Here is a 16,300-nt window from a genome sequence, read left to right as displayed (position 1 = left end):
TCACCCTTCCTCTGGGGAGAACCAGAACACCTTCAACCGCTGCCCCAGGTCGTCAGATCCGGCATCGCGGCCCCGGTTGCTGGAGTCACCAGCGATCAGTCGGCCGATCCCGAGGTTGTAGGGCCACAGCATGTCCACACCCAGCGCGATGGGGATGCTGGCGAGCATCGCGACCTTGGTGGCCGCATCGAACAGATCGAACGTCCACACGCCGGATCGGCTGTTGAACTTCACGTCGAAGAGGTACTTCGACCGGCCCAGCTGGACGGTGAAAGATTGCGCGGGGTCGCTGGTCAATGGCAGTGAGACGATCATTTGACAGCCCCAAAGATCCTTTTGGCGATGCTCGCGTCTGCGCCCTGACCAGACTGGGTGCCGTTGTTCGGGTTCTGCCCCTCACTGGAGCCGACCTGTTTGCCCTGCGTCTCCCCACGGTTGACCTGCTTGCTGGCCTGCTGCGTGGTGGCGCCTGCCGCGCGCGGCGGGTAGGTGGTCGATTCCGTCTCGACGATCAGCACCTCGCGCAGGCTGGCCACGAAGTACAGGATGTGGGCGCTGGTGGCGTCCTGCGCGGTCCGGATGGACTCGCACACCATGTTCTCGTAGACCTTGAGGCCCGTCTGAACGATGAACGGCTCGGCCGACTTCTGCAGCTCGGTCAGCAGCTGGTATGCCGTCTGAGCCCGGCCGGATCCACCGCCGTATGCCGGGTTCCCGCTGGGAGTGAGGATGTCCGACACGCCGGCCGTGATCTCCACCCGCAACGGCCTCATGAAGGCATGGTCGCTGACCAGGGCGCCGGTTTCGATGGGGTTGTCGGTCACCTCCAGATCGGAGGTGTGATCCTCCATGAACGTGGCGTCGAACTCCATCTCGCCGATGGCCCTGAACACTGTCACTCGCGGCATCAGAGGTACCCCGCCTGTCCGTTTCGGATGCCCGTCTTGTTGGTCCGCTCAAGCTCGCGCCTCACGGACTCGCCGGCCTTGGCCGGATCCGTGCTCACGATCTCGATCTTCGCCACGTTGGTGGTCAGGTTGGTGGTGGTGTTCTGCACCGTGCTGGTGTTCACTGCCCCCAGGGTGCCAGCCGGAGCGCGCGGACCGAAGCCCGCGGGCGCCTGCTGCTGCCCGGTCATTGCTGGCGACTGCGAGATCATTTCCAGCGTTGGCGGTGGGGCGATGTCCACAGGAGCCGATCCGGTCGATCCTGAGGTCTTCACCTCCAGACCTGCGCTGCCACTCAGCCCCAGCAGCCTGGCCACCCAGTCGATGGCATCCTTCACACCGTCGATGAACGCGCTGATCTTCTCTGCCACGAACTCGATGGCGGCCGCGGCGAAGTTGAACGCCTCGACCACGCCGCCGGCCATCAGGACCGCCAGCTCCAGCACCCACGAAACCACCGACACGATGATCGGCAGCAGGAAGGACATCAGGTCCGCCCACTTGCCGAAGATGAACTTGACCACCGGCCACAGCGCGGTCATCAGGATGGCGGCCAGCTTGCGGAAGTGCCCACCGGCTTCTGTCAGCGGCCCCGCGAGCGTCGCCCATTGGGCCTTGAACCAGGACACCACCGAATCGACCGTCGCGCCGATTTCCTCGATCACGCCGGCCAGCTCCGGGAACTTCTTCACCAGATCGCCGATGACCGACTCGCCACCGCGGCGGAAGACCATGAAGTCTTCGATCAGCAGGCCCAGCGCCAGGATCACCGCGCCGATGGCCATGGGGATCAGCAGCGCGGCGAAGTTGAAGGCCATCATCTTCGCGATGGCGCCGGTCAGAAGGATGTTCAGGGCGTGGAAGTACTTTCCGATCTGGATCGCCACCAGTGCAGAGATCGCAGCGACAGACGCCCACACCACCGCCCGGAAATTGGACAGGGCGTTGACAGCGCTGAACACCATGGAGGTCACCGCATAGAAGGCGCCCCACAGGATGCCGAGAGCGCTCGTGATCAGTCCGAGGGCCACCTCCAGCCGCTGCTTGATGATGTCCCGGTTCGCCATGTACCAGGCCTTGAACCGATCGATTACCGCAGTAACGCGCGGCATGATCTCGAAGGCCAGCGCATTGGCCAGCGCACGGGCCAAGAACAGGATGCCAGCTAGGGCGTCCATGAAGTTGCTGGCGGCCTGGGCGTTGTCCTCACTGGTGACACCAAAGGCCTGGGCCTCGGCGCGCAGCTTCTCGATCTCCTTGCGCCCCTTCTGCAGCATGGGCACCAGGCTGGCGTCGATGCCCAGCTTTTCCGCCATGGCCATCGCCGCCTTGCGGTCCATGCCAGTCATTCGGTCGGCAACCTCTCCCAGCATCTGGTCGAAGGTCTTGACCGTGCCGTCGGCGTTCTTCACCTTGAAGCCGAACTGCTCGAACACCTTGGCGCCGCGGCCCACGCCGTTGATCACCTGACCCATGACGCTGTTCAGGCCCTGTACCGAGGACTTGACCGCGTCAAGGCTCGCGCCGTTCATCTCGGCGGCATACCCCAGCTCTTCCAGTCCGGCGACCGTGACCTGATTGAGCTCAGCGAAGTCGCCCAGCTCGTCGATGTTGTCGGCCACCGAGTACACGAACGCACCGACAGCAGCAGCCATGGCGCCGACCGCGGTCACCAGCGTGGTAACAGTCTCGCGCGCTTCCTCCACGCGCTTCTCGAACTCGGCGATGCCTTCTTTGTCGACGTCGAAGCCGAGCGCGACCAGAAGGCTGTCGATGATCATTTCGGTGCTTTCTCTTCGTACCGGCGCCGGTACTCTTCTTCGACATCCATGGCCTCATGGAAGTCGGCCAGGTCGTTGATGCTGTAGGTGCCGTCCTGGAGTTCGCGCAGCCGGCACAGTGGCGGGTCACGCATGACCGGGCGCCACAGGTACCAACTGATGTTCGCGTCCTCGATGGGCTCTACATCCCCAGCTTTTCGCGGGCGGAACCCAAGAGGCCTTCGGGAAAAAAATCGGCGAAGTTGAACTGCAGGGCGGCGATGAACGCCTGCCACAGCTCGCGGTTGCGCCCGGTGAAGTGGGTGTCGATGTCGCCGTTGATGGGCCGACCGTCCACGCTCACGGCCTTGAAGACCGTCTGCATGGTAGCCAGCAGGTCTTTGGCGTCCATCTTGGAGGCCAGCAGACCGATGGCAGCAGCACCGGCCGCCTGGGCATCCTGGTCGCCGTCCTTGGCCGCGGTGAACGCCTTGAACAGCGGCTCACCGATCACCCTGGCCACTGCTACCTCGACGCCCACCGCATCGGTGGCGCTCAGGGTGCTGAAGCTGTACTGCCGGCCGTTGATGATCTTCTGGTTGTTCATGCGGTCACATCCGACTGATCACCCAGCAGCATGTCCAGGTCTTCCACGACGATGGTCCATTCCTGGTCACCGGCAGCAGCGCCGCGCGTGAGCTCGGCGTGCTTCTTGATGTAGCCCACGGAGCCGTCGGCCACGTCGTTGCGGTAGGTGTCCTGGAACTTCACGGCCACGGCCTGGAAGGTGTCCGTGCCGCCGTCCTGCAGGGCGGCCTGCTGGGACAGGAAGCGGTTGGAGCTGCTGGTCTGCTGCAGCTTGAAGGTGATCTCGCCCGACCGGTCCGAGGACAGGCTCATCATCATCTTGCCGTCGGCGCCCACCTTGTCGGTGGCGCTGTCACTGCGGCGGCTGATCTTGATGACGTCGTCGCCCTCGGAGAAGCCGGTGATGGCCACGCCGTTGACCAGCAGGACCGTGTTTTTGAAGCTGTACGCGCGCATGTGGTGTGCTCCTGATTAACGCTCGAAGGTGATCGACACGTCGACCGAGTGGATGGCGCCCGCGCCCTTGGCGATCACCTGGATGGGCGGCGCCTTGCGGGCCTGGCGGTCGCTCTGGCTCTGCAGGCGCACCGGCTGGGCGTAGGTGTAGAAGCCCTTGGGCAGGAAGTCGCCGGACTTCACTTCGCCCAGGTCCATGCCGTTCCAGTAGCCCGGGGCCAGAAGACCGTTGTTCACGCCCTGGCGCATGGCCACGTCGACCTGTTGCACCAGCGCGGCCACGCCCTTGTCGGTCTGTTGCACCTTGGTGGTGCGGGTGTAGAGGTAGCCGAACACCTCGGTTTCGACCGCGTTCTGCAGCCAGTCCAGACCGTGCACCTCATCGAAGAAGGTGCCCGATGCCATCACACCCTCAGCCAGCATGGCGCTGTCGCCGTACTTGGAGTAGTAGTTGATGTTCTTGCCGGTCAGAGCCAGGCGCTGGCTCTCGCTGATCGTCACCGGGGAGATGCCGGGCAGCTGCTTGAACTTGAGGGTCAGCGTCGAGTTGTACTCATCGAAGTTGACCACGAAGCCGCGCGAGAGCGCCGACACCACCGGGTAATCGTCGTTGTCGTCCCACACGCCGATGGTGCGGCGGTACAGGTTCGTCTTGCAGAAGCTGGCGATGTCGGCGGTGACCGAGGCGTCCTGCACGTTGCTGGCGCGCGTGCTGTAGCCGAAGATCTTCACGCGCGACTCGGCCCAGGCTGCACACTGCTTGAGCTGGTCTTCCGTGGCTTCCTTGGTCATCACGAAGCCATACCAGCTCGGGTCGAACGCCTGCAGGGCGTCCAGCGTGGCGCCCATGGTGGTTTCGGCTGCGGATCCGGCAGAGTAGATGCCCTGGTCGACAGCACGCAGGCCCAACAGTCCGGACACATCCACAGGGTCGCCGGAGCCGGTCGGCGCGGTCGCATAGGTCACCGTCGAGGTGGCGCCCGTGGTGCCGCTGGTGATGATGAAGCGCTTGCCAGACCACACGCACGTGGTGCCCGGCAGCAGCAGGGCCAGGCGGGCCTGGACTGCGGCGGCCACCGCATTCAGGTTCGCGGCCGCGGAGAAGTCCAGCGTGGTCACCTGGCGGTTGACGCCGTCGATGACGATGTCGAAGCCGCCATTGCTCACGGCGTTGAAGCCAGCGATGGCCTGATCGATCGACACCGAGCCCATGAGCTGGCCACCCACGGCCGTCTCGAAGCGGCGGCTGATCGCCAGTTCGCGCGGCGCGGGCGACTGGCTGAAGAAGACCTGGGCGGCCAGGTATTCCTCGTCGGTGGCGGCGAAGTCCTGGGCCACGCCATCCATGTCGGAGTAGAAGCGGATGCGCTCGGCCAGCGGAAGGCGGGGGCTGCGTCCGATGATGTTCAGCAGGCCGAACCCCTTGCGCTTCGGGAAGGTCGGGCTCGTGAAGATGTTGACCTTCACGATTTTGGAAACGGGGATGCTCATGGCTCGTGTACCTCGTTGGTGGATGTCAGGGTTTCGGTCGCGATCTGGACCGGGAAGGTGCCGAAGGTGGCGGTGCTGGTGGATTCCTTGGCGATCAGGTGGAACTCGACGTCGATCTGCGCCCTGCTCTCCCAGCGCGTGTTCTCGACGGCAGACAGGTCACGCGGGTTGCTCGCCCGCGAAAGCCCGATGCCCAGGTTCTGCAGCTTCTCCAGGTTGGCCGACAAGCTCAGGACCTGCCACAGGCGCCCGGCCTTCGTCATGGCGTCGCCGCGGAAGAACTGGACGCTTGCCAGCACCGAGCGCTGCCCGACGATGGTTTCGGTCACGTTGTTGCCGGTGACCTCGTTCACATACCGCTCGTCCTCGACACCGGTCGGCGTGAGGGGGGTCAGCAGCACGGTCGCGAACGGGTTGCCGTCGTCTGCGGGCCCGTGCTGGTTCGCCGGCCGGACAGAGTTCGCGGGCATGCCCAACGCCGTCCGGATCAGCTCTCGAAGCTGCCGGCCCAGGATCTGCATGTCCATCATTGCGCCTCGGCGAAGACTTTCCAGAAGCCGTTGTCAACCCACGGCACGCACTCGATCACGCGGTACACGCTGCCGCGCCAGACGATTTCGTCAGGCTGCTGGCCCTGCCCGTCGCTGGTGTTCATCTGGGTGGATGACCACACGCGGATGATGGCCTGCCGGCGCTCGCCTTCGGCCTGGAATCGAACGACGTCGGCCGGGCTTGCCGGCTGGATTGCCCCCACCATTGGGATATCGATCGGCGCGGCCTGGGTGAACTCGCCCTCGTTGGCGAATCCGCCGGTTCGGCGGCGCAGGATGAACGCCTGCGTGAAGTCCGGATCGGACATCAGTTCGGACAGGTCGATCATTCGGGTATCTCGTAGGTAACGGACTGGCGCATCTGGCCGGTGTCGATCAGGGGCTTGGACGATCCCTTGCGGTTGATCGTCGCTTCCTGCAGCGGCTCGAAGGTGCCCTCGGTGATCTCTTGCTGCACGTGGCCGGCGGCCATCAGGCCCAGCTGACCAAGCGCCTGGGGCACTGTCAGGGTGCCGTGCACCACCGCCTTCAGATTGGCCTTGTTCAGCGCCATCTGCTCGGGGATGCCGCGGCGGATGCCGGTGCGCACGAACGGGCGCTCCGGGACGTTGCCGCCGCCGAACTCGTGGACAGCAGCCACGCCAGCGACAGAGATCCCGTTTTCCTTCTCGGGTCCGCCTTCCGGGAACCCGACGTGCACCACCTTCTTGGACTTGCCCGACAGGGCGCGCTGCAGGCGCTTGAGGAACTTCCCGTCGAAGTCCTTGATGATGCGGGCGGCCATTTCAGACCGCCCATGCTCCCACGCCGACAAGCCGGCGCAGGCGCTTGAATTCTTGACCGTAGGTCGTGCGCATCAGCGGGTCATCCGCCTGCGCCTGGAGCATCGCTTCGGATCGGCTCACGCTCACGTCGCCGACCTTCTTCTGGGTGGTCAGATCAGCGACCGCGCCGTTGGCGGTCGCTGCCTGGGAGTTCGCCAGCGTCAGGTTGTGGGCCGTCAGCAGGCCATGCCCCCGAGCGAAGTGCTCACCCCACCGCGCCTCGTCCATCTCGGTGGCCGCCTCGTCCAGGAACATCTGGACGCGAGCGACCCCCTCGGTTGAGAACTGCGGGTATCGGGCTTTGAACTGCTCGGGGGTCATGGCTTACTTCTTTTTCGCGGCCTTGGCGGCGGCTTCGGCTTCCGCCTTGGCCTTCGCTTCTGCCTCGGCCTTGGCCTTGGCGGCGGCTTCGGCTTCCTCGTCGCCCTCGGTCACCAGCTCGCCCACGGAGAAATAGACGGCGCCGGCCTTCTCGATCTCGGCGATGCGCTCGGCTGCGAGGTCGCCCTTGGCCTTGCCCGCCGGGAAGACGAACTTCCCGGCTTCGGTGGTGACCTGGATGTCACCCTTGGAGGTGTTGCGGATCGCGCCCATGATCAGATGCCCTCCATGTAGTAGGCCGACTTCAGGTAGCGGACTTCCAGACCGGCATAGCGGTAGGTGCCGGGCACCTTGATCGCCAGGTTCTCGGCCTGGGGCGCCAGGAAGCGCAGCATCTGCGGGATGTGCATCACCAGACGCTCGGGCGACTTGACGTAGAACACCGCGCGGGTGATGCCGCCAGTGCCGGCAGTCTCCAGACCGTAGCCCGGGACCACCTGGACGTTGTCGCCGCGCATGGCCTTGCGCAGGTTGTTCGCGAGGAAGTACTCCAGGATGGTGGTGTCGCTGTTCGCGCTGCGGGGCGTGGTGGCGATCTTGGTGTACTGGTCCGACGGCAGCACGATGACGTTGGGCACGTCGTTCTTGCTGGAGCTGTTGAACACCGTCAGCATGCCGGCGTTCAGGTCGGACAGGATGGTGTCCGGCGTCGCGCCAGCCCAGGCCGCGCCGCTGGGGCGGTTGCCCTTGGGCACGCTGGCGTGGGCGAACAGACCGTTGAACTCACCCTCACCGAACAGGGCCACCTTGTTCATGTGGCGCTGGAAGCCTTCCATGGCGGCCACCATGCGCGCGCTGGACAGCGGGCGGCGGAAGTAGGCCGACTGGATGATCTCCTGCTGGGTGTAGTGGTAGCCGATACCGGCCGGCGCCACGCTGAACGACTTTTCAGCCTGTTGCACGTCCACGTACGGGATGTCGTCGCCGCGGCCGTTGACACGCTTGCCCATGGCAGCGATGTCGCTGGTCTCGTAGCGGATCGAGTCGGCCCACTCGCCGGCCTCGGTGCTGATGGGCACCAGGGACTGGTACTGCATCGGCTCGTACTGGCGGGTGAACACACCGGCTTCGGTGTAGGCCAGCTGGCTGACGAAGAAGGCCATGCCCTGCTGGGCGTCGTTGGCGGTGAAGCCGCCTGGAGCCTGGCCCATGGCGCGGGCCACGTCGCCGATGTACGGCTGCAGCGCGGCGGTGCGCGAGGCGACGTACGACTTGACGGCGGCGTCGATTGCGGTTTTGTCGAACTTCATGATCAGTTTGCTCCCAGCATGTTGATTTCGATGACGCCAACGGCGCCAGCGACCACGGTTTCAGCCCAGCGTGCGCCGGGCACCGCCACGCGGCCAGCGCCAGCAGCGCCGCCAGTGGTGGAGCCCAGCTTGCCGCCCTGGGCGGTGATGAACAGCACCTGGTCGCCCTCGGTGGCGTTCTCCAGCGCGGTCACCAGAATGCGACCGAAGCGGGCCAGAGGCACCGTGTCGTACTGGCGGTAGGCCACCTCACCCGTGGTCGGGTTGTACGGGGCCGTGACGTGGCGCACCGAGATGCCGGCCACCTTGTCGGCGTCGGCGGTGATCACCTTGCAGGTGTCGTTGGCCGCGCCGCGGGCGACGGCAATGCCGTAGTCGATGACGGCAGCGTTCTCGTTCTTGCGCGTGACAGCGATGTGGGTGCTGGTGTCGGCCCAGTTGCCGGCGTAGCCGCGCGAGAGGGTGCGCCCGCCGGGGTTGTTCAGGATGTCTTCCATGGCTTCAGGCTCCTTGGGTCATGTTGGCGACGAACAGGGCATGGGCGTCCATGGCCTGGGTGGGTTCGGTCTTGCCCAGCAGCGCGGCGCCCAGGGCGCTGTCATTGCCGGATTGCTGCTCGGAGGCGCCGGCCGGGATGGCAGCGGAGACAGCGTTGAACGCAGCGCGCAGCGCGTCCGCGTCAGCGGTGGCCAGTTCCTTGCCAGCCAGCACCGCGCCGGCCACGGCCTTGGCGGTGTCGTTGGTCTTGACCAGCTCGCCGATCACCTCGCGGCGGATCTGCGCGCAGGTCTTGCCGTCGGTGGCCAGGGTGGGCACCAGGCGCTTGGCGTCGGCGATCAGCTTGGCCCAGTCGGCGACCAGGGCGTCGCGCGCTTCGGGGGTGATCACGTCCTTTTTCAGGGCGGCGATCTCCGCATCCTTGGCGGCGAGTGCGGCAGCGTGGGCAGCAGCGGCGGCCGACTGGTCGGCCTTGTGTTTCGTGTCCGCGTCGACAGCCAGTTTCAGGGCGTCGTCACGGTCTTTCAGCAGCTTCTCGATGGCTCCCGCCGCCGTGTCGGACACTTCGACAGGGATGCCATCGACTACGACTTTGCGGGTAGTCATCGGGTTGTTTCCTTGAATGGAGGGGTTGTGGTCAAGGACTCGGCAGGCCGAGCCACACCGCGCGGCTTCCACCAGTGCAAGGTGGTTGCCGCGGATGTTTCGTTGGACGCCGTCGTAGCCTTGCCCGTCCGGGGCAACGCCTGGCGTCATGTCCAGAGTGAACGTGTAGCCGTTGGAAAGCTCGTGCTTTCCGGCCTTGAGGGCGTTGATCGCCGCGCTGTCCTTGAGGACGATCTTGGCGGCCATGAAGTCGCCGGACCGGCGCACGTTGCACACGTCGCCGACTGCGTAGGTCTTCCAGTTGTCGCGCGTGACCAGCACGGGCGGGTGGTCCACCGTGACGGGCTTGCCGTCGAAGCTGGCCATGCTCTCGGGCCGGAAGACCTCGTCAGCGGGCCGATACAGGCGCACCACCTTCATGGGGTCCAGACCGTCCAGGCCCAGCTCGCTGGCCAGGTACTCCTGCACGCCGGTCCGGGCGATGTTCCCGGTCTTGATCAGGAAGCCCTCGGGCGAGTCTTCCCCGTCCGTGACCTCGATGCGGTCGGCGGCTGTGATCGTCTTCATGATGGGTCCAGGTTGAACACCGGTTCGGCGATGCACCGGCACTGGATCGGCATGCCGGGGTGCCCTTCGCTCGGAGGGTCAGACCATGCGAAGGTCCGGCCGTCCAGATCCGCGTGTTCGTCGCGCACGCGCTCATCCTGAGCTGTGCGCCAGATGTAGTGGGTGATGCCGAGGTCCTGCTGGCGAACCCGCGAAAAGTCCGAGTTCATCTTCCCGATCTGGTCCCGGGCGATCAGCTTGGCGCGGCTCTTGGTTACGCCCGTCTGCTCCTGCACCAGCTTGGCCAGCTGCGCCGAGCGCATGCCTTGGGCGAAGCCCTTCTCCACCTTCACAGCCAGGCGCTGGAAGTGCTGCACCGGGATGCTGGTGATCAGGTCGACGTTGGCCTTGGCCGCGGCCTGCACGGTTGCGTTGATCCGCTCACTGCGCGCCAGCAGGCCGGTCACATCCACCTTCGTGGATCGCCGGATGCCGTCCGACAGACGCTTGTCCACATCCCCCAGCGCGCGGCTCGCCACCTGGGCGGCCATGCGGTCGGCCTGCGCCTGCAGACCACCGAACGATCGGGCCAGCTGGGCGATGCGCTCGAGCAACCTGGGCACCTGAAAAGAGGTGCTGATTTCGGCCCGCGCCACCCGGTCGACGGCCGGCGTCTGCAGCAGCGGCAGCAGTTCGGCGCGTGCAATGCGGTCCAACTGGTCCACCAGCTGCAGAAGCTCGACCCGGTACCACGCTTCCGTGGCCTTCGACGGCTTGACCGGCCGCAGCTTGCGCACTCGCTTTCGCAGACCAGGCGCGTGCCTGATCAGTTGAGCGAGTTCGATCATTTCTGCTCTGCCGGGTCTTCGTCGTCTGGTTCAGGCTTCTTCCCAGGATCCTTGTCGTCCGGGTTCTCCGGGTCTGGAGGGTCCTCGTCGTCCACCTTCTCGGCCAGCTCATAGGCCAGCTCGACTTCTTCGTCGGTCAGGTTCTTGTACGTGCCGGCTTCCTTGAGGTCGGCGGCGATCACGCCCTCGGTGATCACACCCATCTCCAGGTACTTGGCGTCGCGCTCGGCCCGGTTCTTCTCGATCTCGGACTTCTCTTTGTCCGACATCTGCCAGAGCGATCCCAGCTCGTACCGGTAGTCGTCGGGCATGCGGCCCAGCGCCGAGCGGATCAGGATCTCGTCCAGCAGGTCCAGCTGCGGGCACAGGATCGCCTCCTGCTTGGCCTTGATGCTGTCGTAGTAGTTCCGGATCTCCGAATCGCCCGAGGCGTTCAGGCCGCCAGGCACCTGGCCATACAGGCGCGTCACCGGGATGTCGGCCGCGCCGCTCACGTCCTGCATGAACTGCTGCATGACCTTGTCCAGGCCCGAGAAGTTGTTGCCCTTCTTCTCGTAGCTCTCCTGACCGTCCAGCAGCAGCATGCGGTTGAAGCTCTTGAGCATCGCCGCGGTCTGGAAGCGCTTGATCAGCTTTTCCTCGCCACCGCGCGTGCTCACCAGATCGGCCAGGCCCTCGGCCTTGACCACATCCACGTTCGCCTCGAACAGCATCGAGGCCACTGCAGCGGTGGATGTGTCGGCGTTGGACAGCGAATCGAAAAGGTGCTGCAACTCGCTGTCGCCCCAGCGCTCGTTCTTCTCCCACGCGAAGTAGGGAAGCGGCTGGCCATCGAAGCGCAGAACCCGGGTGTGATGCACCACCACCGAGGACTCGGCCACGGTGTAGGCCTCCGGCTTGCCGAAGTTCGGGCTCTCTAGGTCGGTGGTCAGCACACCACTGGCAGACACACGGTGCCGGTCCAGAACATGGAGCCAGCGCAGCGACCCCAGGCGGATGGTGTCCAAATTCAGTGGGGTGGCCGGCGATTCGCCGTTGACGCCGATCACGATCAGGGCGCCACCGTACAGGCGGGCCCAGCGCAGCGCCTCGTTGACCTTCGCCCGCACGAACAGCGCCTTCTCGACCTGCTCGACGGCGAACATCATCTCGCCAGACTCGTCATCGAACACATGCCGGCGCCACGCGCGCGTCATGTCGTCGGCCACTACGTTCACGATCTTCTTGGCGAGCCAGGAAGTCCGGTACATGTTCTCCAGCTCGATGCGGGAGAGGTGGCGGGCGAAGCCGTATTGCGTGAAGCTGCGCTTGTCGCGCTCGGTACCAAGGCCTGCGACCACGTTTTCCAGGCCATCGGCAACCACCGGGCGCGTGGTGCGCGCGAGGGCGGCCGAGGCTGTTTTCACGTTTCGCTTCATGTCGATCAGTCGTAAAGGCTCTTGCGCTTGCCCAGCATCTCGGAAATCGCGTCGCAGAGCGGGTCCACCTGGTCGTCATGCGCGTGCGTGTCGTCGGCGGTGAAGCTCTCGCACTCGTCCACGAAGTCGGACACCCACGGAGCGCCCTCTGGGATGCACACGTAGCCGGATTCGATGTAGCTCACCACGTCCATGACGCGGGTCAGCTTGTCGGTTCCGCGCTGGATGCCGTCCACCGGAATGGATGCTTCCGTTCGCAGGTCCTGGATCAGGCCAGTACCGGACGCCTTGTCCTCCACCTTCAGCCGGCGCAGCGTCGGGGCGTGCGGGTCGGTTTCTTCCCAGGCTTTGTGCTTGGACCAGAAGGCCTTCGCGCGACGCTTGAGCTCGGGCGCCTCCCACTTCCCGCGGATCTGGTCCAGCAGGTAGATGCGCCCGTCCTCGCCCATGCCCCAACACTGGAACACGGAATAGTCGTTGCGCTCGGCCGTCTTCTGGGCCGTGTCCGCGTACATGACGCGGTAGCGCAGCGGCGGCACAACCGAATAGCGTCGGAAGTGCTCGCCCTTGATGATGTTGCCGCCCAGCAGCTTCGGGCGTTGCTGGTACTGGCCGCCGAACACGAAGGAATCCTTCTGCTCAAGCTCCAGCAGGTCTTTCAGCGGCTCCTTGTACGGCCAGTAGGAGAAGCGGCCAGCGGCATCACGCTCGCTGTCGTCCATCTCCGCGCGGTACCGGTCGTCCACCTGGTAGGTGTCGTCCACCAGCGCCGGGATGGTGATGAACTCCCAGTCACCCGGCACGTTGCCGGCCTTGATGAAGCCGGTCGGGTCTTCCTCGGCCAGCCGCTGCATGATCACGATGATCGGCGTGTCCGGGCTGGCCTTCCGGCTCTTGACCGTGGACACCAGCTTGCGGTTGGCCGCGGCGCGCTTCGTCTTGCTGTAGGCGTCTTCCACCTTCAGCGGGTCGTCGATGATGATCGCGCCCTGCCAGCCCTCGGCCATGTGACCAGCACGAAAGCCGGTGATCTGGCCGCCCAGGCTGACCGCGTACACGCCGCCGGCCTTCTTCCCCTCGTGCTCGACGTTCCAGCGCTTCTTCGACTTCGCGTCGTCGGCCACCTTCAGGGGCCAAAGCTCTTGGAACTCGTCCGAGACGACGATGTCGCGGGCGATCTGGCTGTTCAGCAGCGCCAGGTCATCCGAGTAGCTGATGTGCAGGAACCGGGCCCGCGGGTTGATCGCCAGGCCCCGGGCCATCAGGTTGATGGCGACGATCTCGGTCTTGGAGGACCCGGGCGGGACGTTGATGACGACGTTCTTCAGCTCGCCGTCCATCACCCGCTGGACCGTGTCGCAGATCAGGTGGTGGTGCCAGTTGACCCGGAACTTGATGCCCTGGCGGTGCTTGAAGAAGTACCGCGTGAAGAACAGGTGCGACTGCTCGCACATCGCCTTCGCCGCGGCGCGCTCGACCTCCGGTGTGACCTCAGTACTCCCCCGCGAGCTTGGAGACGGCGGCTTTGACTGCTTTTTCATCGACAACCGTTGTCCTGTGCTCGATGGGTCCACCCCCGGGCCCGGTCACTTCGGTCTTGTCGGTGAAGAGCTTCAGATGCTTGCCCAGCAGCTCGAGCGAACCTCGCTTGTCCCAAAACTTGATCTTGGAGGTGTATTCCACCTCGGTCGGCTCACCGCCGGGCACCCTGCTGGTCACGACCTCCACGCTGGAGATCGAGGCGGCCACCTCTTCCGGCAACTCGTGCACCGGGCGAAGCTGGCCGTCTTCCGTAAAGATCTTGCGGATGTCCGCGAAGGCCAGGCGGCCGATCTCGGACAGCACCCTCGCAGCGGTGATCCCCGTCTGCTCTGAGCGGTCCTGCATCGCGACCTGGATAGCCTGCTGGATGTCAACATTTGTCAACAGCCGCGCGCCTATCGCTCTGGCGGTCTTCTGGCTGTACCCGGCCCGGATAGCCGCTTGCGTGGCGTTCAGGTCCGTCAGGTACTCTTCCACGAAGCGGCGCTGTTTTGCGTTCAGCGCCATGGTGTTCTTTCAGATTGCCTCTTGGGCAATGGTGTCGTTCAGTCGCTCCAGAAACACCTCGGTCACCCGGGCGCCCGCCTCTTCGACGGTGAGCGCTTCGATTTCCTCGCGCGGCACGCACTGCCCGTTTCTGGAGTCGATTTCCCACTGGACGAAGATCGCCAGAAGCTGGTCGCGCGTGATGGTGATCTTGTCCATTGGGCGCCTCGAATGAGGTCGGCAAGCCATCCGCACTGCGCACGCGGCGCCGGGTCTGGCGGATGGACATGCCAGAAACGAAAAAGCCCGCACAGTGGCGGGCTTCGGTGGTGTTTGGGAGATCAGGCGGCTTGGAGCTTGCTCTCGATCAGTGCGCGTTGAGCGAGGTTTTCGGACCGGCGCTTCTCGTGCCACGCCTTTTGCTTGGCACGTTGCCGCAGCTTCGCTTCCTCGGTCATTTCTTTTCTGGGCCGACTGGCTTTGATCTGTCGGGCCATCTCCAGCTTCTTCGCGAACGGAGAATAGATGGACAGACAAGACTGCAGTGCCATTTATGAACCCAGTTTTGGTAGCGTGCCGGATTTATAACCAAAAAAAATCAGGCCGTCAATCGTTTTGTAAGGCTTCGTCCAAAACCAGTTCGGTCCGCTTGAAGTGCACGTCCAGCCCGTCGATGGCGCGCTTGAGAAGCTGGCGCCCCACCTCTGCGATCCGCTTCTGGTCGCGCTGCACGGTCGCCACCGGCACGCCGTAATACTCGGCGATCTGGATCTGCGTCAGGCCCTTGCGCTGCTTGATCGTGCCCAGGTGGCCCCAGGCCATGGCCAGCTTCGTCATGTCGTTCTGGATCGTCAGCATGGGCGCCACGTACTCCACCAGCCCACGGATGCCGGCCGCCTTGGTGGTCTGCATGCCGTAGTGGGCCCGCACCGCGTTCGCCTCCGGGTACACCAGCCGGTGCTCGGCCGACGCCCGGACCATGGCGCACTGCCCGCGGATCTCCAGCGGGGAGAGGCCGCCGAAATCGATCGTTCGTTCCTCGGCGGGGATCGTCACCCACTTCCCGGTCGCCTTCAGGTGCTCTTCGTACATCGCCTGCATGATGCTCTTGCCGGCGGCCGGCTCGAACTCGATCAGGTAGGAGAAGTGCAGCGCCTGGCTGGTGCTCTTGAAAACGGCTTGGGTCACGGTTGCTCCTGTTGGTCTGTGGTGGTGGTGTGGTGGTTCATGCGGGCTTCCTCGACTTCATGGCCGTGAGGGTCAGGACCTCCCCGGTGTCGGGGTCTATCCATTCCTCCCGGAACTCCACGCCCAGCTCGCTGGCGGCGTGGGCGGTCACGCGCTCGATGTATTCGCTGTAGCCCTTGACCCCCAGGTCTTCGGTGCTCACGCGCTGGCGGCGGCGCACCTTCTTGCCGCTGAACGGGTCCTTGAAGGTGACGACCTTCCAGCCCAGGAAGGTGGCGCGATACCACTCCTTCCAGGTCTTCATGTCGAACTGCTGGCCGTTCACGCGCGCCTCCCGGGCGATGGTCAGCAGCACGTACCCGTGCAGGTACCGGCGCTGCTTGTCTGTCTTGACATCCTCGGCGGTGCGAACTTCGACCACGGTTGCGTGCCCGGCCACGGCCAGGGCCTTGATCTGCTGCCAGACCTGGCCGACGACGCCCTTGTGAGCCTCGACCGGGTTTGCGGACAGGTGGAAGGTGGCAGCGGTCATGCTTGGACCTCCGGACCGCGGGTGAACCGCACCTTAACCATGCCGCCGATCTCGCCCTTGACGTAGGGGTGGATGCGGAAGCGCTTGTCGTTGACGCCCAGGGCCTCGGCGATGCCATCCCGTCCACTCTTGAAGGCCGCGATCAGGTTGTCGTCGTCGCGCGCGCGGCGGTCTGGCGGGTAGAAGTCGATCCAGACGTGCACATCCCCATCCCAGTCGATGGCGGCGCGCGACTGCTTCGTCAGGATGTAGCAGGCGTCCCGGTACTTGGCCTTGATCGGAGCGGCACGGCGCCAGTGCGTTTTCCGGTTCGGGTTCAGCTCGGCCGGCGGCCACGGAAGGGTGATTTCGGTCACGCGCGAACTCCCCAAGACGGCATCAGGTACAG

At 65.0% G+C, this 16,300-nt stretch carries 24 protein-coding genes; all 24 read right to left on the bottom strand.

Going from position 1 to position 16,300, the window contains the following annotated elements; translation table 11 throughout:
• Positions 1-315 (bottom strand): phage baseplate plug family protein, encoded by a 315-nt coding sequence (locus RCO38_RS13925; protein WP_308328932.1) that lies wholly within the window; start codon positions 313-315, stop codon positions 1-3.
• Positions 312-908 (bottom strand): phage baseplate protein, encoded by a 597-nt coding sequence (locus RCO38_RS13920; protein WP_308328931.1) that lies wholly within the window; start codon positions 906-908, stop codon positions 312-314. The genes RCO38_RS13925 and RCO38_RS13920 overlap by 4 nt, the downstream gene beginning before the upstream one ends.
• The gene (locus tag RCO38_RS13915) at positions 908-2,728 is read right to left on the bottom strand and encodes a hypothetical protein (RefSeq protein ID WP_308328930.1); all 1,821 of its coding nucleotides are present in this window, start codon (positions 2,726-2,728) and stop codon (positions 908-910) included. Before RCO38_RS13915 ends, RCO38_RS13920 begins: the two co-directional genes overlap by 1 nt.
• A complete protein-coding gene (locus RCO38_RS13910) occupies positions 2,725-2,862 on the bottom strand; it encodes a DUF6889 family protein (protein WP_308328929.1) in 138 nt (45 codons plus the stop codon). Before RCO38_RS13910 ends, RCO38_RS13915 begins: the two co-directional genes overlap by 4 nt.
• Positions 2,863-2,909: 47 nt before the next feature.
• Entirely contained in the window at positions 2,910-3,314 is a 405-nt protein-coding gene (locus RCO38_RS13905) for a phage tail assembly chaperone (protein WP_308328928.1), read from the bottom strand.
• Positions 3,311-3,751, bottom strand: a complete 441-nt coding sequence (locus RCO38_RS13900; RefSeq protein WP_308328927.1) for a phage structural protein — start codon at positions 3,749-3,751, stop codon at positions 3,311-3,313. Before RCO38_RS13900 ends, RCO38_RS13905 begins: the two co-directional genes overlap by 4 nt.
• Positions 3,752-3,766: 15 nt before the next feature.
• The gene (locus RCO38_RS13895; protein WP_308328926.1) at positions 3,767-5,242 is read right to left on the bottom strand and encodes a DUF3383 domain-containing protein; all 1,476 of its coding nucleotides are present in this window, start codon (positions 5,240-5,242) and stop codon (positions 3,767-3,769) included.
• A complete protein-coding gene (locus tag RCO38_RS13890) occupies positions 5,239-5,769 on the bottom strand; it encodes a phage neck terminator protein (protein ID WP_308328925.1) in 531 nt (176 codons plus the stop codon). The genes RCO38_RS13895 and RCO38_RS13890 overlap by 4 nt, the downstream gene beginning before the upstream one ends.
• A complete protein-coding gene (locus tag RCO38_RS13885) occupies positions 5,769-6,122 on the bottom strand; it encodes a hypothetical protein (RefSeq protein ID WP_308328924.1) in 354 nt (117 codons plus the stop codon). Before RCO38_RS13885 ends, RCO38_RS13890 begins: the two co-directional genes overlap by 1 nt.
• On the bottom strand, positions 6,119-6,577 hold the full coding sequence (locus RCO38_RS13880; RefSeq protein WP_308328923.1) for a hypothetical protein: 459 nt from the start codon (positions 6,575-6,577) through the stop codon (positions 6,119-6,121). Before RCO38_RS13880 ends, RCO38_RS13885 begins: the two co-directional genes overlap by 4 nt.
• A 1-nt stretch (position 6,578) precedes the next feature.
• Positions 6,579-6,938: a DUF4054 domain-containing protein gene (locus RCO38_RS13875; protein ID WP_308328922.1), complete on the bottom strand. Its 360-nt coding sequence runs from the start codon at positions 6,936-6,938 to the stop codon at positions 6,579-6,581.
• Positions 6,939-6,941: 3 nt separating this feature from the next.
• Complete coding sequence (locus tag RCO38_RS13870) at positions 6,942-7,211, bottom strand: hypothetical protein (protein WP_308328921.1); 270 nt, start codon at positions 7,209-7,211, stop codon at positions 6,942-6,944.
• Between the two features lie 2 nt (positions 7,212-7,213).
• A complete protein-coding gene (locus RCO38_RS13865; RefSeq protein ID WP_308328920.1) occupies positions 7,214-8,248 on the bottom strand; it encodes a DUF2184 domain-containing protein in 1,035 nt (344 codons plus the stop codon).
• 2 nt (positions 8,249-8,250) lie between these two features.
• Positions 8,251-8,745: a structural cement protein Gp24 gene (locus tag RCO38_RS13860; protein ID WP_308328919.1), complete on the bottom strand. Its 495-nt coding sequence runs from the start codon at positions 8,743-8,745 to the stop codon at positions 8,251-8,253.
• 4 nt (positions 8,746-8,749) lie between these two features.
• Positions 8,750-9,919, bottom strand: a complete 1,170-nt coding sequence (locus RCO38_RS13855; RefSeq protein WP_308328918.1) for a DUF2213 domain-containing protein — start codon at positions 9,917-9,919, stop codon at positions 8,750-8,752.
• Entirely contained in the window at positions 9,916-10,746 is an 831-nt protein-coding gene (locus RCO38_RS13850) for a phage head morphogenesis protein (RefSeq protein ID WP_308328917.1), read from the bottom strand. The genes RCO38_RS13855 and RCO38_RS13850 overlap by 4 nt, the downstream gene beginning before the upstream one ends.
• Positions 10,743-12,164: a DUF1073 domain-containing protein gene (locus tag RCO38_RS13845; protein WP_308328916.1), complete on the bottom strand. Its 1,422-nt coding sequence runs from the start codon at positions 12,162-12,164 to the stop codon at positions 10,743-10,745. Before RCO38_RS13845 ends, RCO38_RS13850 begins: the two co-directional genes overlap by 4 nt.
• A gap of 5 nt (positions 12,165-12,169) precedes the next feature.
• Positions 12,170-13,705, bottom strand: a complete 1,536-nt coding sequence (gene terL, locus RCO38_RS13840) for a phage terminase large subunit (RefSeq protein WP_308328915.1) — start codon at positions 13,703-13,705, stop codon at positions 12,170-12,172.
• Entirely contained in the window at positions 13,656-14,213 is a 558-nt protein-coding gene (locus RCO38_RS13835) for a terminase small subunit (RefSeq protein ID WP_308328914.1), read from the bottom strand. The genes terL and RCO38_RS13835 overlap by 50 nt, the downstream gene beginning before the upstream one ends.
• 9 nt (positions 14,214-14,222) lie before the next feature.
• A complete protein-coding gene (locus RCO38_RS13830) occupies positions 14,223-14,411 on the bottom strand; it encodes a hypothetical protein (protein WP_308328913.1) in 189 nt (62 codons plus the stop codon).
• Positions 14,412-14,533: 122 nt separating this feature from the next.
• Positions 14,534-14,743: a hypothetical protein gene (locus RCO38_RS13825; RefSeq protein WP_308328912.1), complete on the bottom strand. Its 210-nt coding sequence runs from the start codon at positions 14,741-14,743 to the stop codon at positions 14,534-14,536.
• 55 nt (positions 14,744-14,798) lie between these two features.
• Positions 14,799-15,380 (bottom strand): hypothetical protein, encoded by a 582-nt coding sequence (locus RCO38_RS13820; RefSeq protein ID WP_308328911.1) that lies wholly within the window; start codon positions 15,378-15,380, stop codon positions 14,799-14,801.
• Between the two features lie 37 nt (positions 15,381-15,417).
• Positions 15,418-15,912 carry a recombination protein NinB gene (locus RCO38_RS13815; protein ID WP_308328910.1) on the bottom strand — a complete coding sequence of 165 codons (495 nt, stop codon included), beginning with the start codon at positions 15,910-15,912 and terminating at the stop codon, positions 15,418-15,420.
• Positions 15,909-16,268, bottom strand: a complete 360-nt coding sequence (locus RCO38_RS13810; RefSeq protein ID WP_308328909.1) for an endonuclease — start codon at positions 16,266-16,268, stop codon at positions 15,909-15,911. Before RCO38_RS13810 ends, RCO38_RS13815 begins: the two co-directional genes overlap by 4 nt.
• Positions 16,269-16,300: the final 32 nt, after the last annotated feature.

This window comes from Hydrogenophaga pseudoflava, from assembly GCF_031020795.1.
GTDB lineage: Bacteria > Pseudomonadota > Gammaproteobacteria > Burkholderiales > Burkholderiaceae_C > Hydrogenophaga > Hydrogenophaga pseudoflava_A.
This window is presented reverse-complemented; position numbering and strand designations above follow the sequence as displayed.

Coding starts and splice junctions, on each gene's coding strand:
- RCO38_RS13870 (WP_308328921.1), bottom strand. CDS start 7,211: ATGGGCGCGATCCGCAACACCTCCAAGGGTGACATCCAGGTCACCACC.
- RCO38_RS13835 (WP_308328914.1), bottom strand. CDS start 14,213: ATGGCGCTGAACGCAAAACAGCGCCGCTTCGTGGAAGAGTACCTGACG.
- RCO38_RS13825 (WP_308328912.1), bottom strand. CDS start 14,743: ATGGCACTGCAGTCTTGTCTGTCCATCTATTCTCCGTTCGCGAAGAAG.
- RCO38_RS13925 (WP_308328932.1), bottom strand. CDS start 315: ATGATCGTCTCACTGCCATTGACCAGCGACCCCGCGCAATCTTTCACC.
- RCO38_RS13875 (WP_308328922.1), bottom strand. CDS start 6,938: ATGACCCCCGAGCAGTTCAAAGCCCGATACCCGCAGTTCTCAACCGAG.
- RCO38_RS13855 (WP_308328918.1), bottom strand. CDS start 9,919: ATGAAGACGATCACAGCCGCCGACCGCATCGAGGTCACGGACGGGGAA.
- RCO38_RS13895 (WP_308328926.1), bottom strand. CDS start 5,242: ATGAGCATCCCCGTTTCCAAAATCGTGAAGGTCAACATCTTCACGAGC.
- RCO38_RS13920 (WP_308328931.1), bottom strand. CDS start 908: ATGCCGCGAGTGACAGTGTTCAGGGCCATCGGCGAGATGGAGTTCGAC.
- RCO38_RS13885 (WP_308328924.1), bottom strand. CDS start 6,122: ATGATCGACCTGTCCGAACTGATGTCCGATCCGGACTTCACGCAGGCG.
- RCO38_RS13815 (WP_308328910.1), bottom strand. CDS start 15,912: ATGACCGCTGCCACCTTCCACCTGTCCGCAAACCCGGTCGAGGCTCAC.
- RCO38_RS13890 (WP_308328925.1), bottom strand. CDS start 5,769: ATGGACATGCAGATCCTGGGCCGGCAGCTTCGAGAGCTGATCCGGACG.
- RCO38_RS13845 (WP_308328916.1), bottom strand. CDS start 12,164: ATGAAGCGAAACGTGAAAACAGCCTCGGCCGCCCTCGCGCGCACCACG.
- RCO38_RS13880 (WP_308328923.1), bottom strand. CDS start 6,577: ATGGCCGCCCGCATCATCAAGGACTTCGACGGGAAGTTCCTCAAGCGC.
- RCO38_RS13915 (WP_308328930.1), bottom strand. CDS start 2,728: ATGATCATCGACAGCCTTCTGGTCGCGCTCGGCTTCGACGTCGACAAA.
- RCO38_RS13905 (WP_308328928.1), bottom strand. CDS start 3,314: ATGAACAACCAGAAGATCATCAACGGCCGGCAGTACAGCTTCAGCACC.
- RCO38_RS13865 (WP_308328920.1), bottom strand. CDS start 8,248: ATGAAGTTCGACAAAACCGCAATCGACGCCGCCGTCAAGTCGTACGTC.
- RCO38_RS13860 (WP_308328919.1), bottom strand. CDS start 8,745: ATGGAAGACATCCTGAACAACCCCGGCGGGCGCACCCTCTCGCGCGGC.
- RCO38_RS13830 (WP_308328913.1), bottom strand. CDS start 14,411: ATGGACAAGATCACCATCACGCGCGACCAGCTTCTGGCGATCTTCGTC.
- terL (WP_308328915.1), bottom strand. CDS start 13,705: ATGAAAAAGCAGTCAAAGCCGCCGTCTCCAAGCTCGCGGGGGAGTACT.
- RCO38_RS13910 (WP_308328929.1), bottom strand. CDS start 2,862: ATGCGTGACCCGCCACTGTGCCGGCTGCGCGAACTCCAGGACGGCACC.
- RCO38_RS13850 (WP_308328917.1), bottom strand. CDS start 10,746: ATGATCGAACTCGCTCAACTGATCAGGCACGCGCCTGGTCTGCGAAAG.
- RCO38_RS13900 (WP_308328927.1), bottom strand. CDS start 3,751: ATGCGCGCGTACAGCTTCAAAAACACGGTCCTGCTGGTCAACGGCGTG.